Annotated in this window: 17 protein-coding genes; 16 read left to right on the top strand and 1 reads right to left on the bottom strand. The window is 64.3% G+C overall.

Going from position 1 to position 20,640, the window contains the following annotated elements; all coding sequences use genetic code 11:
- The first annotated feature begins 7 nt into the window (after nucleotides 1-7).
- The 15 genes from ABDW57_RS25430 (at nucleotide 8) to ABDW57_RS25360 (ending at nucleotide 19,308) form a co-directional block, all read left to right on the top strand.
- On the top strand, nucleotides 8-1,279 hold the full coding sequence (locus ABDW57_RS25430; RefSeq protein ID WP_343732935.1) for a M48 family metallopeptidase: 1,272 nt from the start codon (nucleotides 8-10) through the stop codon (nucleotides 1,277-1,279).
- Complete coding sequence (gene rsgA, locus ABDW57_RS25425) at nucleotides 1,276-2,190, top strand: ribosome small subunit-dependent GTPase A (RefSeq protein WP_343732934.1); 915 nt, start codon at nucleotides 1,276-1,278, stop codon at nucleotides 2,188-2,190. Before ABDW57_RS25430 ends, rsgA begins: the two co-directional genes overlap by 4 nt.
- A 53-nt stretch (nucleotides 2,191-2,243) precedes the next feature.
- Nucleotides 2,244-5,075 (top strand): ATP-binding protein, encoded by a 2,832-nt coding sequence (locus ABDW57_RS25420; RefSeq protein ID WP_343732986.1) that lies wholly within the window; start codon nucleotides 2,244-2,246, stop codon nucleotides 5,073-5,075.
- Between the two features lie 116 nt (nucleotides 5,076-5,191).
- Entirely contained in the window at nucleotides 5,192-6,118 is a 927-nt protein-coding gene (gene argF / locus ABDW57_RS25415; RefSeq protein WP_343732933.1) for an ornithine carbamoyltransferase, read from the top strand.
- A 20-nt stretch (nucleotides 6,119-6,138) separates the two neighbouring features.
- Entirely contained in the window at nucleotides 6,139-7,371 is a 1,233-nt protein-coding gene (locus tag ABDW57_RS25410) for an argininosuccinate synthase (protein ID WP_343732932.1), read from the top strand.
- Nucleotides 7,372-7,462: 91 nt separating this feature from the next.
- On the top strand, nucleotides 7,463-9,277 hold the full coding sequence (locus ABDW57_RS25405; protein ID WP_343732931.1) for a methyl-accepting chemotaxis protein: 1,815 nt from the start codon (nucleotides 7,463-7,465) through the stop codon (nucleotides 9,275-9,277).
- 69 nt (nucleotides 9,278-9,346) lie between these two features.
- Nucleotides 9,347-11,164 (top strand): methyl-accepting chemotaxis protein, encoded by a 1,818-nt coding sequence (locus tag ABDW57_RS25400; protein WP_343732930.1) that lies wholly within the window; start codon nucleotides 9,347-9,349, stop codon nucleotides 11,162-11,164.
- 12 nt (nucleotides 11,165-11,176) lie between these two features.
- Nucleotides 11,177-11,635: a chemotaxis protein CheW gene (locus tag ABDW57_RS25395; protein WP_343732929.1), complete on the top strand. Its 459-nt coding sequence runs from the start codon at nucleotides 11,177-11,179 to the stop codon at nucleotides 11,633-11,635.
- The gene (locus ABDW57_RS25390; RefSeq protein WP_343732928.1) at nucleotides 11,632-12,930 is read left to right on the top strand and encodes a CheR family methyltransferase; all 1,299 of its coding nucleotides are present in this window, start codon (nucleotides 11,632-11,634) and stop codon (nucleotides 12,928-12,930) included. The genes ABDW57_RS25395 and ABDW57_RS25390 overlap by 4 nt, the downstream gene beginning before the upstream one ends.
- Nucleotides 12,927-13,592, top strand: coding sequence for a chemotaxis protein CheW (locus ABDW57_RS25385; protein ID WP_343732927.1), 666 nt, complete (start codon nucleotides 12,927-12,929; stop codon nucleotides 13,590-13,592). Before ABDW57_RS25390 ends, ABDW57_RS25385 begins: the two co-directional genes overlap by 4 nt.
- A complete protein-coding gene (locus ABDW57_RS25380) occupies nucleotides 13,589-15,907 on the top strand; it encodes a hybrid sensor histidine kinase/response regulator (RefSeq protein WP_343732926.1) in 2,319 nt (772 codons plus the stop codon). Before ABDW57_RS25385 ends, ABDW57_RS25380 begins: the two co-directional genes overlap by 4 nt.
- Nucleotides 15,904-16,944: a chemotaxis-specific protein-glutamate methyltransferase CheB gene (gene cheB / locus ABDW57_RS25375; protein WP_343732925.1), complete on the top strand. Its 1,041-nt coding sequence runs from the start codon at nucleotides 15,904-15,906 to the stop codon at nucleotides 16,942-16,944. Before ABDW57_RS25380 ends, cheB begins: the two co-directional genes overlap by 4 nt.
- A 21-nt stretch (nucleotides 16,945-16,965) precedes the next feature.
- Complete coding sequence (locus ABDW57_RS25370; RefSeq protein WP_343732924.1) at nucleotides 16,966-18,030, top strand: diguanylate cyclase; 1,065 nt, start codon at nucleotides 16,966-16,968, stop codon at nucleotides 18,028-18,030.
- Nucleotides 18,027-18,341: a pyrimidine/purine nucleoside phosphorylase gene (locus ABDW57_RS25365; RefSeq protein ID WP_343732923.1), complete on the top strand. Its 315-nt coding sequence runs from the start codon at nucleotides 18,027-18,029 to the stop codon at nucleotides 18,339-18,341. Before ABDW57_RS25370 ends, ABDW57_RS25365 begins: the two co-directional genes overlap by 4 nt.
- A gap of 31 nt (nucleotides 18,342-18,372) precedes the next feature.
- Entirely contained in the window at nucleotides 18,373-19,308 is a 936-nt protein-coding gene (locus tag ABDW57_RS25360) for a GAF domain-containing protein (RefSeq protein ID WP_343732922.1), read from the top strand.
- Here ABDW57_RS25360 and murB read toward each other — a convergent pair.
- A complete protein-coding gene (gene murB / locus ABDW57_RS25355) occupies nucleotides 19,305-20,315 on the bottom strand; it encodes a UDP-N-acetylmuramate dehydrogenase (RefSeq protein ID WP_343732921.1) in 1,011 nt (336 codons plus the stop codon). The two genes, ABDW57_RS25360 and murB, sit on opposite strands and share 4 nt — an antisense overlap.
- Before the next feature lie 132 nt (nucleotides 20,316-20,447).
- Between murB and ABDW57_RS25350 the strand changes: the two genes are divergently transcribed.
- The coding region (locus ABDW57_RS25350) for a DUF520 family protein (RefSeq protein WP_343732920.1) at nucleotides 20,448-20,640 on the top strand (193 nt) is incomplete at its 3' end.

Below are 20,640 nucleotides of genomic sequence, written 5' to 3'. Positions count from 1 at the left end.
GCATAGAATGTATTCACTCGCGTTTTCGATTTTGTTCGTATCTTTCATCATTTTGACGCTGCTGGTGCGCTTCTGGCTGGCCTCGCGTCATATCCGCCATGTGCTGGCGCACCGCAGCGCCGTGCCGGCGGAATTCGCTGAAAAGATACCGCTGGCAGCCCACCAGAAGGCCGCCGACTACACCATCGCGCGCACCAGGTTCGGCCTGCTGACGCTGATGGTCAACACCCTGGTGCTGGTCGGCTTCACCCTGCTGGGCGGGCTGCAGTGGCTGTCGCTGCAGATTTTCCAGGTCACCGGCCCCGGCATGACCTACCAGCTGGCGCTGCTGGCGGCCTTCACCCTGATTTCCGGCGCCATCGACCTGCCCTTCGACTACTACAAGCAGTTCAATCTCGAACAACGTTTTGGTTTTAACAAGATGAGCAAGGGCCTGTTCTTTACCGACATGGTCAAGGGCGCGCTGCTGGGCGCGGCCATCGGCCTGCCGCTGCTGTGGGTAGTGCTGACCCTGATGGCCAAGGCCGGCGACCTGTGGTGGCTGTACACCTGGATCGTGTGGAGCGGCTTCCAGCTGCTGATCATGGTGCTGTACCCGACCGTGATCGCACCGCTGTTCAACAAGTTCACGCCGCTGGAAGACCAGTCGCTGAAAGCCCGCATCGAGGGCTTGATGCAGCGCGTCGGTTTCGCCTCCAAGGGCCTGTTCGTGATGGACGGCTCCAGGCGCAGCGCCCACGGCAACGCCTACTTCTCCGGCTTTGGCGCGGCCAAGCGCATCGTGTTCTTCGACACCCTGCTGGCGCGCCTGCAGCCGCAGGAAATCGAGGCGGTGCTGGCGCACGAACTGGGTCACTTCAAGCTCAAGCACATCATCAAGCGCATCGCCATGATGTTTGCCATCTCGCTCGGCTTCCTGGCCCTGCTCGGCTACCTGAAAACCCAGCCATGGTTCTACGACGGCCTGGGCGTCAATCCGGTGCTGCTGCCAGGCCAGGGCAACGACGCCATGGCGCTGCTGCTGTTCATGCTGGTGCTGCCGGTGTTCACCTTCCTGTTCAACCCGCTGACCTCGATCGGTTCGCGCAAGCACGAGTTTGAAGCGGACGCCTTCGCCGCCAAACACACCGATGCGCGCGACCTGGTCTCGGCGCTGGTGAAAATGTACGAGGACAATGCCTCCACGCTGACGCCCGATCCGCTGCATTCGGCGTTTTACGACTCGCACCCGCCGGCCAGCGTGCGCATCCGTCAACTGAATCTGGCGGCGCAAGCATGAGCGACGCATCCAACCAGCAGCGCACCGCCACCATCATTGCCGCCCACGGCCGCCACTATCTGGCGGAATCGGACGGCCTCAAGCTGCAATGCGTCACGCGCGGCAAAAAGACCAATGTGGCTGTGGGCGACATCGTCCACATCACCATGACCTCGCCCGACCAGGGCGTGATCGACCAGATCGAAGAGCGCCAGACCCTGCTGTACCGCTCGGACCAGTACAAGTCGAAACTGCTGGCAGCCAATCTGACCCAGCTGTTCATCGTGGTGGCCACCGAGCCCGGCTTCACCGACGACCTGGTCTCGCGCGCGCTGGTGGCGGCCGAGGCGGCCGGCATCAAGGCCCACCTGATTCTCAACAAGACCGACGTGGCGGAATCGCTGGCGCGCACCCGCGAACGGGTGGCGCCGTATGCCGCGCTGGGCTATCCGGTGCACGAGGTGTCGGCCAAGGCGCGGCCGGACGACACGCTGGCCCTGCTCAAACCGCTGCTGGCCGGGCAATCGTCGATCCTGATCGGCCAGTCCGGCATGGGCAAGTCCTCGCTGATCAACCTGCTGGTGCCGGAAGCCGACATCGCCACCCGCGAAATTTCGGCGGCGCTGGACACCGGCAAGCACACCACCACCTTCACCCGCCTGTACACCCTGCCCGATCTGGGCCCCGGTTCGGCCATCATCGACTCGCCGGGCTTCCAGGAGTTCGGCCTCTACCATCTGAGCGAGGGCATGCTGGAACGCGCGTTCGTCGAGTTTGCGCCTTATCTGGGACACTGCAAGTTCTACAACTGCCGCCACCTGATCGAGCCGCAATGCGCGGTGCTCGCGGCCGTGGAGGAAGGCAAGATCGCCAAAATGCGGCACACGCTGTACGGCCAGCTCTTGCATGAATCTTCACAGACACTGTATTAAACACAAGGTTTTATGTCTATAATGCCTTGAGGCAATTAGCCCGAGGGACCGTGATGGACATGTTTGCGCTCGACGACGCGTTAACCGACTGGGAGGCCGCCCTGGCGTCCCTGCGCGGCCCTGCGCGCTTGCCGATGCTGCTGCCGCTGGCCTGGCACCTGCGCCAGCGCGACACCCCGCGCGCGCTGGCCCTGGCGGCCGAGGGCCTGACCCTGCTGCCGGCGGCCGGCCTGCCGCAACCGGACGCGCAAGCGATTGCCGGCCGTTTCCTGCTGGTGCGGGCCGAAGCCACCTGGCTGTCCGGCAAGCTGGACGCCGCCGACGAGCAGGCCGCCGACGCCGGCATCCGTTTTGCCGCCCTCGACAACCCGCTCGGCCGCGCCGACGCCCACTGGCTGCGCGCCTGGATCGCCATCGATGCCGGCGACCATCCGCGCGCCGAGGCCGAGCTGGAAAAAATGGCCGATGCCGCGCGCGACGCCGGCGACACCCAGCGCAGCGCCATTGCCGACGCCGTCAATGCCCGCTGGAGCGTGCTGCACGACCTGCCCAGCGCGCAGCAGCGCTGGGCGCAGCGTTTCACCCGCGCGGAACAGGACCTGCCGGCGGTGGCCAGCTGGATCTATGATTACTACGGCCTGGCCGCCAGCCAGGCCAGCGATTTCGGCGCCGCCGCCGGCCACTACCTGCGCTGCTACGAAGCCGCGCTGGCCACCGGCCAGCTGCGCATGGCGATCACCGCCGCCATCAACATCGGCCTCGATTTCACCATCCTCAACGACCACCGCACCGCGCTGGAATGGATGGAAAGCGCGCTCGATCTGGCCCGCCCCACCGGCTGGCCGCGCCAGATCGGCGCCTGTCTGATGCACACCGCCGACACCATGCGCCGCCTCGGCCGGCTGGACGCCACCGAGGAGCTGCTGCAGGAAGCGCTGCACATCCTGGCGCCGATGGCCGGCGCGCGCGCCTATGCCACCGCCCTGCACTATCTGGGCGACCTGTCGCTGGACAAGACCGACTACACCGCCGCCCTGGACGCCTTCCGCAAGCTGCAGGCACGCGGCGAGGCCCTGCGCCACGCCGACTTCCAGAGCATCGCCCGGCGCGGCCAGGCGCACGCCCTGTGCTTCCTCGACCGGCCGCAGGAAGCCATGGCCATGGCCGAACAGGCGGCGCAGCTGGCGCAGGAACAGGCCAACCGCCACAACCACGTGGCCGCGCTGCGCGTGATGTCGCTGATCCACCAGCGCCACCGCCTGCCGCCGCCCTCCGGCATGACCGAGCCGAACGCCACCCTGCATTTCCTGCATCAGGCGCTGGCGGTGGCAGGCCACATCAACGGCTATACCCTGCCGGCCGACCTGTATGAGGCGCTGGCGCGCGAATACGCGCACATCGGCGACTATCAGCAGGCCTACGCCTCGGCGCAGCTGGCGGCCGCCGCGCGCGAGAAGACCCATAACCAGGATGCCACCAACCGCGCCATCGCCATGCAGGTGCAGCACCAGACCGAGAACGCGCGCGCCGAGGGCCAGCACCACCGCGAGCTGGCCGCCGCCGAGGCGCGCCGGGTGCAGTTGCTGCAGCAGACCAGTTCCACGCTGGAGCGCCTGTCCGCCATCGGCCAGGAGATCACCACCCACCTCGACGCCGACGCCGTGTTCAAGGCGCTCGACCGCCACGTGCAGGCGCTGCTGCCGGCCGATTCGATGGCGGTTTACCTGTGCGATCCGGGCTGCGATACCATCAGCCGCGCGTTCGGCATGGAAAACGGCCAGCCGCTGGCCAGCAACACCATCGACATCGACAACCCGCGCGCCAACGCCGCCCGCAGCCTGCGCGAGCACAGCGAAATCTACGTGGCGGACGCCGGCCCGGACGACATCTTCCTGGCCCCCGGCACCCAGCTGATGGCCAGCGCCCTGTATGTGCCGCTGCTGGTGGGCGAACGCACGCTGGGCGTGATGACGGTGCAAAGCCGGCAGCCCAACGCCTACGGCGCGCGCGAACGCCTGATTTTCCGCACCCTGTGCGCCTACGGCGCCATCGCGCTGGACAACGCCGAGGCCTACCGCCAGCTGAAGGATGCGCAAACCCAGCTGGTGTCGCAGGAAAAGCTGGCGGCGCTGGGCTCCCTGATGGCCGGCGTGGCGCACGAGCTGAATACGCCGATCGGCAACAGCCTGCTGATCGCCAGCACGCTGATGCAAAAAACCGAGGAACTGGAAGCGCAGATGAACGGCGCCGGCCTGAAACGCTCGGCGCTGGCGGCCTATCTGGAAGACGCGCGCCGCGCGCACGAACTGGTGATGCGCGGCCTGACCAGCGCCGCCAATCTGGTCAACAGCTTCAAGCAGGTGGCGGTCGACCGCACCACCGAGCAGCGGCGCGAGTTCAACCTGTCGCAGGTGTCGCTGGAGGTGATCGCCACCATGATGAACCGCATCCGCGCCTCCAGCCACCGCATCGAGGTCGAGATGCCGGACACCATCGCGCTGGACAGCTATCCCGGCCCCTACGGCCAGGTGATCGCCAACTTGATCAACAACGCCCTGCTGCACGCCTTTACCCGTGAAGGCAGCGGCAGCATGTGGCTGCGCGCCCAGGCGCCGGTCGACGGCCGCGTGCTGGTGACTTTCCGCGACAACGGCAGCGGCATCGCGCCCGAGCACATGTCGCGCATCTTCGACCCGTTCTTTACCACCAAGCTGGGACAGGGCGGCAGCGGGCTGGGACTGTCGATCAGTTACAACATTGTCACTTCGCTCATGGGCGGGCTGATTTCCGTGCACAGCTCGCGCGAAGGCACTACCTTCACGCTGGACCTCCCGCTGACGGCGCCCGAGCACCAGCAGGCGGCCGCCGCGCAGATCTACCACTAGGCCTCAGTGCCCGCTAAGTGCCTGTATAGACAGCATAATCTGCGGTAATTAGCCCGATCCGCCGAATTGCCTTTATAATTGATCGGCTAAGCCGTAGCCATCTGTCAGTTGTCATTATGCCTATCCAAAAACCGATCAAGCATTACCTGCAGTTTTCCGACCTCACGCTGGACGAGTATGAGTACGTGATTGAACGCGCGCATATCATCAAGCGCAAGTTCAAGAACTACGAGATTTATCACCCGATGATCGACCGCACCCTGGTCATGGTGTTCGACAAGAACTCGACCCGTACCCGCCTCTCGTTCGAGGCCGGCATGCACCAGCTGGGCGGCGCCGCCATCTACCTGAACACCCGCGACTCGCAGCTGGGCCGCGGCGAGCCGGTGGAAGACGCCGGCCAGGTCATGTCGCGCATGTGCGACATCATCATGGTGCGCACCTTCGGCCAGGACATCATCGAGCGTTTCGCCGCCAATTCGCGCGTGCCGGTGATTAATGGCCTGACCAACGAACATCACCCGTGCCAGGTGTTTGCCGACATCTTCACCTACATCGAGCACCGCGGCTCGATCACCGGCAAGACCGTGGCCTGGGTCGGCGACGCCAACAACATGCTGTATTCCTGGCTGCAGGCGGCCGAGGTGTTCGGCTTCCACGTCAACGTCTCGACGCCGCACGGCTACGAGATGGATATGTCGCTGGTCTCCACCGACCGCTTCACCTTCTTCGCCAACCCGTCGGACGCCTGCGAAGGCGCGCACCTGGTCAACACCGATGTCTGGACCAGCATGGGCTATGAAGAAGAAAACGCCGCCCGCCTGAAAGCCTTTGACGGCTGGATCGTCGACAGCGCCAAGATGGCGCGCGCCGCGCCGGACGCGCTGTTCATGCACTGCCTGCCGGCCCACCGCGGCGAGGAAGTCTCGGCCGACGTCATCGACGGCCCGCAATCGGTAGTCTGGGATGAAGCGGAAAACCGCCTGCACATTCAAAAAGCGTTGATCGAGTACCTGCTGCTCGGCCGCATCGATACCAAGTAATCACCTAACTGAGATCCATCATGAGCGACATTAAAAAAGTAGTCCTCGCCTACTCGGGCGGCCTCGATACCTCCGTCATCCTGAAATGGCTGCAGGATAACTACCACTGCGAAATCGTCACCTTCACCGCGGACCTGGGCCAGGGCGAAGAGCTGGAACCGGCACGCGCCAAGGCGCTGAAGTTCGGCATCAAGCCTGAAAACATCTACATCGACGACGTGCGCGAAGAATTCGTGCGCGACTTCGTGTTCCCGATGTTCCGCGCCAACACCGTGTACGAAGGCGAATACCTGCTGGGCACCTCGATCGCGCGTCCGCTGATCGCCAAGCGCCTGATCGAGATCGCCAACGAAACCGGCGCCGACGCCATCTCGCACGGCGCCACCGGCAAGGGCAACGACCAGGTGCGCTTCGAGCTGGGCGCCTACGCGCTGAAGCCAGGCGTGAAAGTGATCGCCCCATGGCGCGAATGGGATCTGCTGTCGCGCGAAAAACTGCTGAAGTACGCGGAAGACGCCGGCATCGCCATCGACATGAAACACAAGAACGGCGGCGCGCCGTACTCGATGGACGCCAACCTGCTGCACATCTCGTTCGAAGGCCGCCACCTGGAAAACCCAAGCGCCGAAGCCGAAGAATCGATGTGGCGCTGGACCGTCAGCCCGGAGAAGGCGCCTGACGAAGCCGAATACCTGGACATCGAATACGAAAAAGGCGACATCGTGGCCCTGAACGGCGTGCGCCTGTCGCCAGCCGCGGTGCTGACCGAACTGAATCGCCTGGGCGGCAAGCATGGCATCGGCCGTCTGGACCTGGTGGAAAACCGCTACGTCGGCATGAAGTCGCGCGGCTGCTACGAAACCCCGGGCGGCACCATCATGCTGAAGGCGCACCGCGCCATCGAATCGATCACCCTGGACCGCGAAGTGGCGCACCTGAAGGACGACCTGATGCCGCGCTATGCTTCGCTGATCTACAACGGCTACTGGTGGGCGCCGGAGCGCGTGGCGCTGCAAACCCTGATCGACCACACCCAGCAGACCGTGAACGGCTGGGTGCGCGTCAAGCTGTACAAGGGTAATGTGATCGTGGTGTCGCGCGATTCGAAGACCGACTCCCTGTTTGATACCACCATCGCCACCTTCGACGATGACGGCGGCGCCTACAACCAGGCCGACGCCGGCGGCTTCATCAAGCTGAACGCCCTGCGCATGCGCATCGCCGCCAACGCACGCCTGAAGCGCGGCCAATAAGCCACACCCGCCTCACTGAGGAATGGCCGCTCGCTGAGCGGCCATTTTTTTGATACATTGCTTCAACGTCCTGATCGTCAGTGGAGCAGTCATGCTGAAAAACCTCAGTATCAAGAAAAAACTCGCCGGCGGCTTCGGCGCCATTGTCGCCATCATCGTGGTCCTGCTGGCCACCGCCTACCTCAACTTCACCCGGCTCTCCACCGCCAACGACTGGGACAAGCACACGCTGCGCGTGCTGCTGGAAGCCGGCGAAGTGGAAACCGCGCTGATACAGGTGCAGAACTCCACCCGCGGCTTCATGCTGACCGGCGAGGAAAGCATCACCAAACCAATTCCCATCGAAGAAGAAAAAGTACGCCACCACCTGGCCGAGATCAAGCGCCTCACCGCCGACAATCCCGCCCAGCAGGAGCGCCTGAAACAGGTGGCGCCGTTGATCCAGAACTGGCTCGACAACGTGATCCATCCGCTGCTGGAAAAGCGCCGCGCGCTGAACAAGCAGGTTGGCGTGTCGCAGCAGGTGGCCACGGCGGCCGACGTGCTGAATGGCGCAAAAACCATCGCCGAAGTGCGCCGCATCATCCGCGAGCTTTGCGACGAGGAAGACCGCCTGCTGGCGGCGCGCAGCCAGGCTTCCGCCAACCTGTCGCAAACCATGATGCTGCTGCTGATCGTGGGCGGCGCCGTGTGCACCGCGCTGGCCCTCGGCATCGGCGGGCTGCTGTCGGCGGCCCTGGCCGGGCCGCTGGTGCGCCTGAGTGCCACGGTGGACCGCATCGCCCGCGGCGAACAAGGCGCGCGCGTGGAAGTCAGCTCGGGCGATGAACTGGGCCAGGTGTCCGGCGCTTTCAATTTGATGGCGCAGGCGATAGAGGATAGTCTGGCCAAGGAGCAGGCGGCCTCCAACCTGCTCAAGTCCAAGGTCGACTCCCTGCTGGGCGTGGTGACCAAGGCCGCCGCCGGCGATTTGACCGGCCAGATCGAGGTGCGCGGCGAGGATGCCATTGGCCGCCTGGCCGATGGGCTGGACCGCATGTTCGACAACCTGCGCACCTTGCTGAACGACGTGCAGAAGGCCGGCATCCAGGTCACCACCTCGGCCACTGAAATTGCCGCCTCGGCCAAGCAGCAGGAAGCCACCGGCGTCGAGCAGGCCCAGACCAGCGTCGAGATCCTCGCCACCACCAAGGAAATTTCGGCCAATATCTCGCACCTGGTCAAGACCATGGAGGAAGCCACCTCGGTGGCCGACTACACCACCCACGCCACCGCCGATGCGCAGGGCAACCTGAAACGCATGGACGGCACCATGCAGAACATGGTGGCCGCCACCGACTCGATCAACGCCAAGCTGGCGGCATTATCGGAAAAAGCTTCCAACATCAACAGCGTTCTGATTACAATCACCAAAGTGGCTGACCAGACCAACATCCTGTCGCTCAACGCCGCCATCGAGGCTGAAAAGGCCGGTGAGGCGGGACGCGGCTTCTCCGTGGTCGCCACTGAGATCCGCAGGCTGGCAGACCAAACCTCCGTCTCCACCTGGGACATCGAACAAATGCTCAAGGAAATGCAGTCCGCCGTCTCCGCCAGCGTGATGGGCATGGATAAATTCTCCGAAGAGATCCGCCGCAGCGTGGGCGAAGTGCGCCAGGTGACCAATCAACTGTCCGGCGTGATGGACCAGGTACAAAAGCTGGCGCCGCAATTCGATCAGGTGCTGCAGGGCATGCAGTCGCAGGCCGTCGGCGCCGCCCAGATCAACGAAACCATGATGCAGCTGAACGACGCCACCCAGCAAACCGTGGAGTCGCTTAAATCAACCAGCGAGGCAGTACACCAGCTGCAGTATGCGGCCGGCGGACTGCAGAGCAGCGTCGCCTCGTTTTCGGTGGCGGCCTGAATACCATAAAAATGGCCGGTATGGGACAATGCCGCGTGCAACCTGGTAGCCGCCAGTCGTGGAGAAAAAATGTTTAAAGACCTGAGCATCAAGAACAAGCTGTACCTCAGTTTCAGCGCCATCCTCGCCATCATCCTGGTGCTGCTATCGATTGCCTACAACCGCTTTAACAGCCTGTCGGACGCCAATGCGTGGGACCGGCACTCGATGGACGTGATCCAGGCCATCGACGTGCTGCGCAACGACCTGCTGCAGGTGCAGGTGGAAGCGCGCGGCTACTACCTGACCGGCACCACGCAGCGCCTTGAACGCGCGCGCAAGGAGCTGACCGACCTGCCGGCCTCCCTGACCGAGCTGCAAAAGCTGACCGCTGATAATCCGGCACAGGTGGCGCGTTTCAGGAAGCTGGAAGAGATGATCAAGGTATGGAGCAGCGATGTGATCGACTCGCAGCTCAAGCTGCGCCAGGAGATGGGCGACAAGCCAGGCGCCGCCGACGCCATGGGACGCACGCCGCAGTTGTCCGGCACCGTTATCTCGGTGATCGGCGAAATCTACAAATTCATGAACGAGGCGGCAGCGGAAGAAAAGCGCCTGCTGGCTGAACGCTCGGCGGCCTCCGAACGCCTGCAGGAGACCATGCGCATGGTGCTGACCGGCGGTGGCCTGGTATGCCTGGTGCTGTCGATGGGGATAGCGTGGCTGCTGGTGCGCTCGCTGCTGGCGCCCCTGAATAATCTGACGCAGGCGGTCGGCCAGATCGCCGCTGGCGACCAGTCGGCGCGCGCACAGGTATTGTCGGGCGATGAACTGGGCCAGGTCACGGAAGAGTTCAACCGCATGGCGCAAGCCATCCAGGACAACCAGGCCAACGAACTGGCGGCCACCAACCAGTTGCGCGCCAAGGTCGACTCGCTGCTGGGCGTGGTGTCGAAAGCCGCTTCGGGCGACCTGACCGGCAAGATCGAAGTGCAAGGCGAAGACGCCATCGGCAAGCTGGCCAAGGGCCTGGACCGCATGTTTGAGAACCTGCGCGCGCTACTGAACAATGTGCAGAAGGCCGGCATCCAGGTCACCACCTCCGCCACCGAAATCGCGGCGTCGGCCAAGCAGCAGGAAGCCACCGGCATAGAACAGGCGCAGACCAGCGTCGAGATCCTCAGCACCACCAAGGAAATCTCGGCCAACACCTCGCAGCTCCTGAAGACCATGGAGGAAGCCACCGCCGTGGCGGACTACACCACCAGCGCCACCGCCGATGCGCAGAACAACCTGAAACGCATGGACAGCACCATGCAGCACATGGTGGCGGCGACCGATTCGATCAACGCCAAGCTGGCGGCGCTGTCGGAAAAGGCGTCCAATATCAACAGCGTGCTGACCACCATCACCAAGGTGGCCGACCAGACCAACATCCTGTCGCTCAACGCCGCCATCGAAGCCGAGAAGGCCGGCGAGGCGGGACGCGGCTTCTCGGTGGTGGCGACCGAGATCCGCCGCCTGGCCGACCAGACCTCGGTGTCCACCTGGGATATCGAGCAGATGCTGAAAGAGATGCAGTCGGCGGTTTCCGCCAGCGTGATGGGCATGGATAAATTCTCCGAGGAGATCCGCCGCAGCGTGGGCGAAGTGCGCGCCGTCACCGACCAGCTGTCGGGCGTGATGGATCAGGTGCAGAAACTGGCGCCGCAGTTCGACGTGGTGCTGCAGGGGATGCAGTCGCAGGCGGTGGGCGCGGAGCAGATCACCGCCACCATGATGCAGCTGAACGACGCCACCCAGCAGACGGTGGAATCGCTCAAGGCCACCAGCGAGGCGGTGCATCAGCTGCAGTACGCGGCCGGCGACCTGCAGACCAGCGTCGCCAACTTTGCCGTGGCGGTGTAAGGCGGAGCGGACATGAAACTTCTCGTCTTCCACATCGGCGCCGATCGTTACGGCTTGCGCCTGCGCGATGTGGTGCGCGTGCTGCCGCTGCTGGAGCTCAAACAGGTGCCGCTGGCGCCCGGCACGGTGGCCGGCCTGATGGATCTGCATGGGGCCTCGGTGCCGGTGATCGACTTGTGCCGCGCCGCCGGCCTGCCGCGCGGCGAAGACCATTTCGACACGCGCATCATCGTTACCGACTACGTGACGCCTGAAGGCACGCATCATCCGCTCGGCCTGCGCGCCGAACGCGTGCAAGGCGTGCAGGACGTGCGCGAGGAGCTGCTGCTCGACAGCGGCGTGCAGGCCGCGCCCTTCCTCGGACAGGTGGTCAGCGATGCCCACGGCATGCTGCAACTGGTGGAACTGCAGCACTTGCTGCCGCCAGAGCTGCGCGCCCTGCTGTTCCAGCCGGCGGATAGCGCATCATGACGCCGGCTCAAGCCATGCTGCGCGAAGCCACCGGCCTGAACTTGTCCAGATCGGTGGTGGAGCGTGCCGTCAAGAGCCGCATGGAGCGCACCGCCGCCACCGATCACGACGCCTACCTGCAGCACATGACGCCGGAAGAACTGACCGCGCTGGTGGAACTGGTGGTGGTGCCGGAATCCTGGTTCTACCGCGATGCGCAGGCGTTCAACGCCATGACCGAATTTGTGCGCGCCCGCCTGGCGGCAAACAGCGACCGGCTGGTGCGCATCCTGTCGATTCCCTGCGCCGGCGGCGAGGAACCGTACACCATCGCGATGGCGCTGAGCGATGCCGGCATCCCGCCGCATAATTTCATGATCGACGCTTACGACATCAGCCCGGCCTGCGTGGAGCGCGCCAGGAGCGGCATCTACGGTCGCAACGCCTTCCGCGCGCAGGACCTGTCGTTCCGCGACGCGCACTTCACCAGCGCCGGCGATGGCGACTACCGCATCAACGACGCCATACGCAAGCAGGTGCGCTTCAAGCAGGGCAACCTGCTGGAGTTTGACCTGAGCGCGCGCAGCGGCTATTACGACGTGATTTTTTGCCGCAATCTGCTGATTTATTTCGACAAGCCGACCACCAAGGCCGCCATCGCCAAGCTGGATGCGCTGCTGATGGATGACGGGCAGCTGTTTGCCGGCTATGCCGAGGTGCCTTCATTCTGCCGCCACGGTTTCTCGCCGCTGTCGTACAACCAGGCCTTCGGCCTGCAGAAGGAAGCCGCCGCACCGGCGCGCAAGCCGCTGCATGCGCCGCGCGTGACGGCCAAGCCGGCGCCGCCGCGCGCGGCCCGCAGCATCGCTTCGCCGCCGTCGCTGCCGCCCGCCATCGCGCCGGCGCCGGTCAGCGCAAGCCGCAGCCGCGCCGCCGCACCAGTCACCGCCGGCCGCACAGCCGGCGCGCCGGCCAGCATACCGGCCGCCGACCTGCTGGCCGAAGCGCGCCGCCTGGCCGATCTGGGCGACGTCAAGGCCGCGGAAAACGCCTGCCGCGACCATCTGGCCCAGCATCCCGAAGCGGCCGAAGCCTACTTCATCCTCGGGCTGCTGAACGAATTGACCAACAAGCCGCAGATGGCGGCGGACTACTGGAAGCGCTGCATCTATCTTCAGCCCGACCACTACCAGGCCCTGTGCCATCTGGCGCTGCTGGCCGAAGCCAACAACGACGCTGCCGGCGCCGCCGCGCTCAAGGCGCGCGCCGCCCGCATCTACCAACGCCAGCAGGCATCTGAAGACGCTAAGCCATGAGCACAACCATCCTCGAAGCCTGCTGGAACCAGATCGGCGTGAACGGCGATCAAAGCTGCGACAAGCTGCAGCAGCATGTCCACTGCCGCAATTGCGAGGTATATGCCGCCGCCGCGCAGCAAAACCTGCAGCGCCCCGTGGGCAACGACTATCAGAAAGACTGGGCTGCGCATTTCCGCCAGCCCGCCAGCGACAACCAGCAGCTGGACGCCTCCTGCCTGGTGTTCCGCATCGGCCGTGAGTGGCTGTCGCTGCCGACCCGCATGTTCGTCTCGGTGGCGCCGGTGGCCAAGCCGCATCGCCTGCCGCACCGCACTGCGCGCGGCTTGAGCGGCATCGTCAACGTTGGCGGCACGCTGTATCCGTGCATGTCGCTGGCCGACCTGCTGGGCATCGATGAAAGCGAGGGCAAAGCCGTCACCCATCGCCATACCTTCGCGCGCCTGCTGCTGGCGCAATGGGAAGACCAGGCTTACGCGCTGCCGGTGGCCGACCTTCACGGCCTGCTACGCTACGCCAGCGCCAGCGTGCAGGCGCCGGCCGCTACCATCAACAAAGGCTTGTCCCGCTTCCTCTCCGGCGTGATATCGCACCAGGACATGCGTATCGGCGTGCTGGATGAAGCGCTGATCGGCTACCAACTCGCGAGAACCTTACGATGAGCGTCGATAACAACGGAGACCTGAGCCAGTTCTCCATGCTGGACCTGTTCCGCATGGAGGCAGACAGCCAGACGCAAATCCTGACCGATGGTCTGCTGGCCATGGAGCGCCTGAAGGATGACGCCAGCGCGGTGGAATCGATGATGCGCGCGGCGCACTCGATCAAGGGCGCGGCCGCCATCGTCGGGCTGGAAGTGGTGGTGCAGCTGGCGCACGGCATGGAAGACGCGTTCATCGCCGCGCAAAACGGCAAGCTGGCGCTGACGCCCAACCGCGTCGACGTGCTGCTGGCCGGCGTCGACCTGATCCTGCAGGCATCGCGCCTGCAGGACAGCGGTGTGGATGCGTGGCTGGCAGAGAACAGCGAGCAAATCAAAAAGACGCTGAACGCCATCACCACCATCGCTTTCCTGCCGGAGCCGGTCGGTTTGCCGCCAGCCGTCGTTCCGGCGGACGCCGGAACCCATAGAACGCCGGAGGGCACGCTCAGCATGGATTCCGGCCTGCGCCGGAATGACGGCGAGACGCCAATGCCGGCGCCCGCCCCCGCGCCTGAAGATGCCCACGAACGCCGCGCCCCGGCGCCCATGAAGCACGCGCACAATTTCGACAAGCTGCTGTCGCTGGCCAGCGAATCGCGCATCAACGCGCACCAGATGCATCCCTTCATCCAGAACATGCAGCGCTTCAAACGCAACCAGAGCAGCCTGTTCTCGCTGATCGAGCAACTGCACGAAGCCATCTCCAACAGCAGCGACGCCAGCCTGAAAGAAAAGTCCCTGCTGGCGCTGCAAAAGACGCACCCGCTCAAGCAGTTCGTGCTGGAGCACATTGCCGACATCGAAGCCTATGAACGCCGCCTGCTGGGCGTCTCGCAATCAATGGTGGACGAAGTGCTGACCATGCGCATGCGCCCCTTCCGCGACGGCGTGCAGCACTTCCCGCGCATGGTGCGCGACCTGGCGCGCAGCCTGGGCAAGGACGTGCGCCTGCAGATCATAGGCGAAGACACCCTGGTCGACCGCGACATCCTGGCCAAAATCGAAAGCCCGATCAACCACATGCTGCGCAACGCCATCGACCACGGCATGGACAGCGCCGCCGACCGCATCGCCGCCGGCAAGCCGGGCACCGGCACCATTGTGCTGGAAGCCAGGCACCGCGCCGGCATGCTCAGCATCGAAATCGGCGACGACGGCAAAGGCGTCGATCTGGAGAAAATCCGCGCCCGCGTGATCGAGCGCAAAATGGCGCCGGCGCAGATGGCGGCCTCCATGTCGCAGGCGGAGCTGATGGAGTTCTTGTTCCTGCCGGCCTTCAGTCTGAAGGACAACATCACCGAAATATCCGGCCGCGGCGTCGGACTGGACATCGTGCATGAAACCATCCGTTCGCAAAACGGCACCGTGCGCAACGAATCCGAACTGGGCGTCGGCTTCCGCACCTACATCACCCTGCCGCTGACGCAATCGATCGTGCGCGCGCTGGTGGTGGAGGTCAAGGGCGAAGCGTACGCCGTGCCCATAGTGCAGGTCGAGCGCGTGCTCAAGGTCGAGCAAGCGGCGATCCATACGCTGGAGAGCAAACAGTTCTTCGATTTCGGCGGCGAGCACCTTGGCCTGGTCTCGGCCTCGCAAGTGCTGGAACTGGGCGACACCGATGCCGGCAGCGCCGAGCTGTCGGTGGTGGTGATCGGCGCCGGCACGCGCCGCTACGCCTTGGTGGTGGACGCCATCTGCGGCGAACAAAGCCTGGCGGTGCAGGCCATCGATCCGATTTTCGGCAAGATGCGCGACATCTCGGCCGCCGCCCTGCTCGACAACGGCGAACCGGTGCTGATCCTCGACGTGCCCGACCTGCTGCTGTCGATCGACAAGCTGCTGCACGAGGGCGGCCTGCACCAGCTGGCCAAGTCCGACGCCGCCGAACGCCGCAAGACCAAGCGCATCCTGGTGGTCGACGATTCGCTCACCGTGCGCGAAATGGAGCGCAAGCTGCTGCTCAGCCGCGGCTTCCTGGTCGACATCGCCATCGACGGCATCGATGGCTGGAACGTGGTGCGCAGCGGCGACTACGACCTGGTGATCACCGACGTCGACATGCCGCGCATGGACGGTATCGAATTGGTCACATTGATTAAAAAAGATATACACCTGCACAAGCTCCCTGTCATGATAGTCTCTTACAAAGATCGGCCGGAAGACCGCGCACGCGGCCTGTCAGCCGGCGCCGACTATTATCTGACCAAGGGCAGCTTCCACGACGAGACGCTGCTCGATGCCGTCAACGATTTAATTGGGGATGCCCGTAGATGAAGATCGCCATCGCCAACGATTCCGCCATGGCCGCCGAAGCGCTGCGGCGCGTGGTTGCCAGCACCGCCGAACACCAGGTGCTGTGGATCGCGCGCACTGGCGCGGAAGCGGTGCGCATGTGCGCGGAAAACCGTCCCGACCTGGTGCTGATGGACCTCAACATGCCGGAACTGGACGGGGTGGAAGCCACGCGTCAGATCATGGAACAAAGCCCGTGCGCCATCCTGGTGGTCACCGGCCGCCCGCAGGACAACGTCAACCAGGTGTTCCGCGCGCTGGGCGCCGGCGCATTGGACGTGACGGCCACGCCGGTGCTGCAGGGCCAGCCGGGCGGCGACGCCGAGCTGCTGGCCAAGATCCGCACCATGGACAAGCTGATACGCCACAGCGGCGGCAACCAGGCCATGCTGCCCAAGAGCGCCGCCAACGGCAACGGCCATGGCGCCGACGCCCAGGGCGCGGAAAAAGTCACCGCCCTGCTGGCGATCGGCGCCTCCACCGGCGGCCCGGTGGCGATCTCCAAGCTGCTGGCCGGCTGGAAGCCGCCGCGCGGCTGCGCCATCGTGGTGGTGCAGCACATCGACCAGCACTTTGCCGACAATTTCGCCCGCTGGCTCGGCGAGCAGCTGGAGATGCCGGCGCGCGCCGCCGAGGAAGGCGATGAGCTGGTGGCCGGCGCCGTGCTGATCGCCAAGAGCAACGACCACCTGACGCTGGATCAAAACCTGCGCTTGCGTTACGATAGTCATCCGAAGGATTACGCTTACCGGCCGTCGGTGGACGTGTTCTTCCACTGCGTGGCGCAGCACTGGAAAGGCGAGGCCGTGGGTGTGCTGCTGACCGGCATGGGCCGCGATGGCGCCGAAGGCCTGCTGGCCATGCGCCGCGCCGGCCAGACCACCATCGCCCAGGACCAGGCCAGCAGCGCCGTGTATGGCATGCCGCGCGCGGCCGCCGAGCTGGATGCCGCGCAGATGATACTGCCGCTGGCAAAGATCGGCGCGGTCTTGCGCAGCACCTTGGGCGGGCGTAGTTAAAAATAACTTAAGAGAATCCTGATGTCCGAAGCACAAGTGTACGCAGCAGATCAAGAGCCAGGCCTGACCGTCTTCAAAGTCCGCGTGCTGCTGGTAGACGACCAGTTGATCATCGTGGAAGCCGTGCGGCGCATGCTGAGCGACCAGCCGGACATCGAATTCCACTACGTGACCGACGCCACCAGATCGCTGGAGACCGCGCTGCAGTTGCAGCCGACCGTGATCCTGCAGGATCTGGTGATGCCCACCATCGACGGCTTCGGCCAGATCGCCCAGTACCGCAACGAGGAAGGCCTGCGCCACGTGCCGGTGATCGTGCTGTCGGCCAAGGAAGACCCCAAGCTCAAGGCGCACAGCTTCGCCATGGGCGCCAACGATTACATGGTCAAGCTGCCGGACAAGCTGGAACTGCTGGCGCGCGTGCGCTACCACTCCGGCGCCCATATCAGCCGCCTGCAGCGCGACCAGGCCTTCCGCTTCCTGCGCGAGAGCCAGAAGCAGCTGGCCGACGCCAACATCGAGCTGCAAAAGCTGGCCGCGCTGGACGGCCTGACCGGCATCGCCAACCGCCGCCGCTTCGACGACACCATGCGCCTTGAATGGCAGCGCGGCCAGCGCGACAAGAAGCCCCTGACGCTGCTGATGTGCGACGTCGACTTCTTCAAACTGTATAACGACAGCTTCGGCCACCTGGCGGGCGATTTGTGCCTGAAAAAAGTGGCGGCCGTGTTAACCGAACATCTGAAGCGCCCGGCCGACCTGGCTGCGCGCTACGGCGGCGAGGAATTCGCCATTATCCTGCCGGAGACACCACTGACTGGGGCACTGATCGTGGCCGAGTCGTGCCGCCGCCATCTGGAACAGCTCGCGATTGAAAATCCGCAGGCGACCACCGAACTCTCAAGCGTGACCATGTCGATCGGCGTGGCCAGCGTGGTGCCGTCGCCAGCGGGCAGCGTCGATGAGCTGATCCGGCTCGCCGACCGGGCCCTGTACGCCGCCAAGCACGGTGGCCGCAACCGCGTGGTCAGCGCGGACGACCTGCCCGGTCTTACCTCATCGAACCAAGGAAAAACAGCAGCATGAGTGCTCAAATCGATCAAGTCAGCGTCGTCAAGAAATCGAATATCTACTTCGACGGCAAATGCGTCTCGCACACCATCATCCTGGCGGACGGCAGCAAGAAGTCCGTGGGCGTGATCTTCCCGTCCAGCCTGACCTTCAACACCGGCGCGCCGGAAATCATGGAAATCACCGGCGGCGTGTGCAAGGTGCGTCTGGACGGCGCTAGCGCATGGCAGACCTACAGCGCCGGCCAGGAGTTCAAGGTGCCGGGCAACAGCAAGTTCGATATCGAAACGCTGGAAACCCTCGATTACGTTTGCCACTTCGGCTAAACTGAAAAGCAGACCAAGGTCTGCTTTTTTTATGACGATGATCCCAACTCACAAACTACTGGCCATTATCGAGGCGCAGGTGCACCTGGTAGGACTGGGCAATGACCTGAGCGCGGTGATGGATGCCGCCTCCGCCAAGGCGGTCGAGCTGACCGGCGCCGATGGCGCCGTGGTCGAGTTGCTGGAGGACGATTCCATCGTCTACCGCTCGGCCAGCGGCCTGGCCGAGGCACAACTGGGCTTGCGCATGCCGGTGGCGAACAGCCTGTCGGGCCGTGTGCTCACCAGCCGCACGGCCGCGCTGTGCACCGACAGCGAAAGCGACGACCGCGTCAACCGCGCCGCCTGCCGCAAGGTCGGCCTGCGCGCCATGGTGATCGTGCCGCTGATCGCCGGTGACGACGCCATCGCCGTCATGAAGCTGGTGTGGAAGGAGCCGCGCGGGTTCAATGAATACGAGGTGGAGATCGCCCAGCTGCTGGCCAATATGACCGCCATGCTGATGCAGCGCGCCACGCAGGAAGGTCCGAATGTGCTCAGGCGGCGCATGACGCTGGACGAAGCCAGCGGCACCGCCAACCGTTCCTTCTTCTACGAGCAGCTGCAGGCCAGGCTGGCGGCCGCGCAGGCCGGCAACGGCCACCTGGGGGTGGCGGTGATCCGGCTGGACGGCATCGACAAGCTGCCGGAGGCGCTGGCCGATATCTCGCGCCGCATCGAGCGCGAATGCCGCGCCGGCGATCTGGTGGCGCGCATCGGCCACGATGAATTCGGCGTGATCCTCAACATGGCCTCGCGCCGCTCCATCGTCACCAGCCAGCTGCATCGCATCAGCCTTTCCGTGACCGGCGAATCGCTGCCCGGCATCAGCGACGCCGCGCTGCGCGCCGCCTGTCATACCGGCAGCTCGCTGTATCCGGACGACGCCCGCAGCGCGATTGAACTGGTGCAGGCCGCCCGGCCTTAAACGAAGACCGGCTCCGGCTCCAGCAACACGCCATAGCGCGCCTGCACGTCGGCCTGGATGGCCTGGGCCAGCGCCACCACATCAGCGCCGCTGGCGCCGCCATTATTCACCAGCACCAGCGCCTGTTTGGGATAGACGCCGGCCGCGCCCAGGCTCCTGCCCTTCCAGCCGCATTGATCGATCAGCCAGCCGGCGGCCAGCTTCTCGCTGCCGTCGGGTTGCGCGTGGTGCACCAGGTCCGGAAAACGCGCCAGCAGCGCCGCGCATTGCGCGCCCGGCACCACCGGATTTTTAAAGAAGCTGCCGGCATTGCCGACTACTGCGGGATCGGGCAGCTTGCGGCGGCGGATCGCAATCACGGCATCGGCTATCTTGCGCGGCGAGGTCAGGTCCGGCTCGGCCGCCAGTTCGGCGTAACGCAGGTTGGGGGTCCATTCCTTGGGCAGCGCAAAGGTCACGTCGAGAATGATCAGATGGCGGCCCTCGTGCTTGAACATGCTGTCGCGATAGCCGAAGCGGCACGCGGCCGCATCCATCACGCGCGTTTCGCCGCGGGCGGGATCAAACACCGTCACGCTGTGGAAGACGTCTTTCATCTCCAGTCCATACGCGCCGATATTCTGGATCGGCGCCGCCCCTACCGTGCCGGGGATCAGCGACAGATTTTCCAAACCGCCCAGACCTTGCGCGATCGTCCACTGCACAAACGCATGCCAGTTTTCACCGGCGGCGGCACGCACAAAATGGTGCTGATTATCGCCGCCGATAATCTCTTTTCCCTCCAGTCCGATATGCAGAACCAGGCCATCAAAATCACCGGTCAATAGCACATTACTGCCGCCGCCCAAAATCAGCTTCGGCAAAGCAGCCCAAGCGCCATCAGCATAAACGCCGAGCAGTTGCTCTTTTTTAGTCACGCGCAAATACGCCCGCGCGGTGGCGGCAATGCCAAAAGTATTCAGCGGCTGGAGGGGAAATTGATATAGAACAGGAGACGAGGCGGGCATGAGGGGAAATAACCAATAAATTTAGTCGATTATAGAGCGAAACAAGCAAAAAACCAGCGCCGATATGGCTGCGAAAAGCAGGATGTCCGTTAAAATGGCAGTCTTTGATGCAGCAAGATAAAGGAAATAGTTATGCCCTCGTTTGATGTAGTTTTGGAAGCCGACATGATCGAAGTAAAGAATGCCGTTGAGCAATCCCAAAAGGAGATCGCCACGCGCTTTGACTTCAAGGGCACCGGCGCCGCCGTCGAACAAAAAGAGCGCGAGCTGACCATTACCGCCGATTCCGACTTCCAGCTGCAGCAGGTCCGCGACGTGCTGATCG

Origin of the sequence: Duganella sp., assembly GCF_039595735.1 — a bacterium.
Lineage (GTDB): Bacteria > Pseudomonadota > Gammaproteobacteria > Burkholderiales > Burkholderiaceae_D > Rugamonas.
This window is presented reverse-complemented; position numbering and strand designations above follow the sequence as displayed.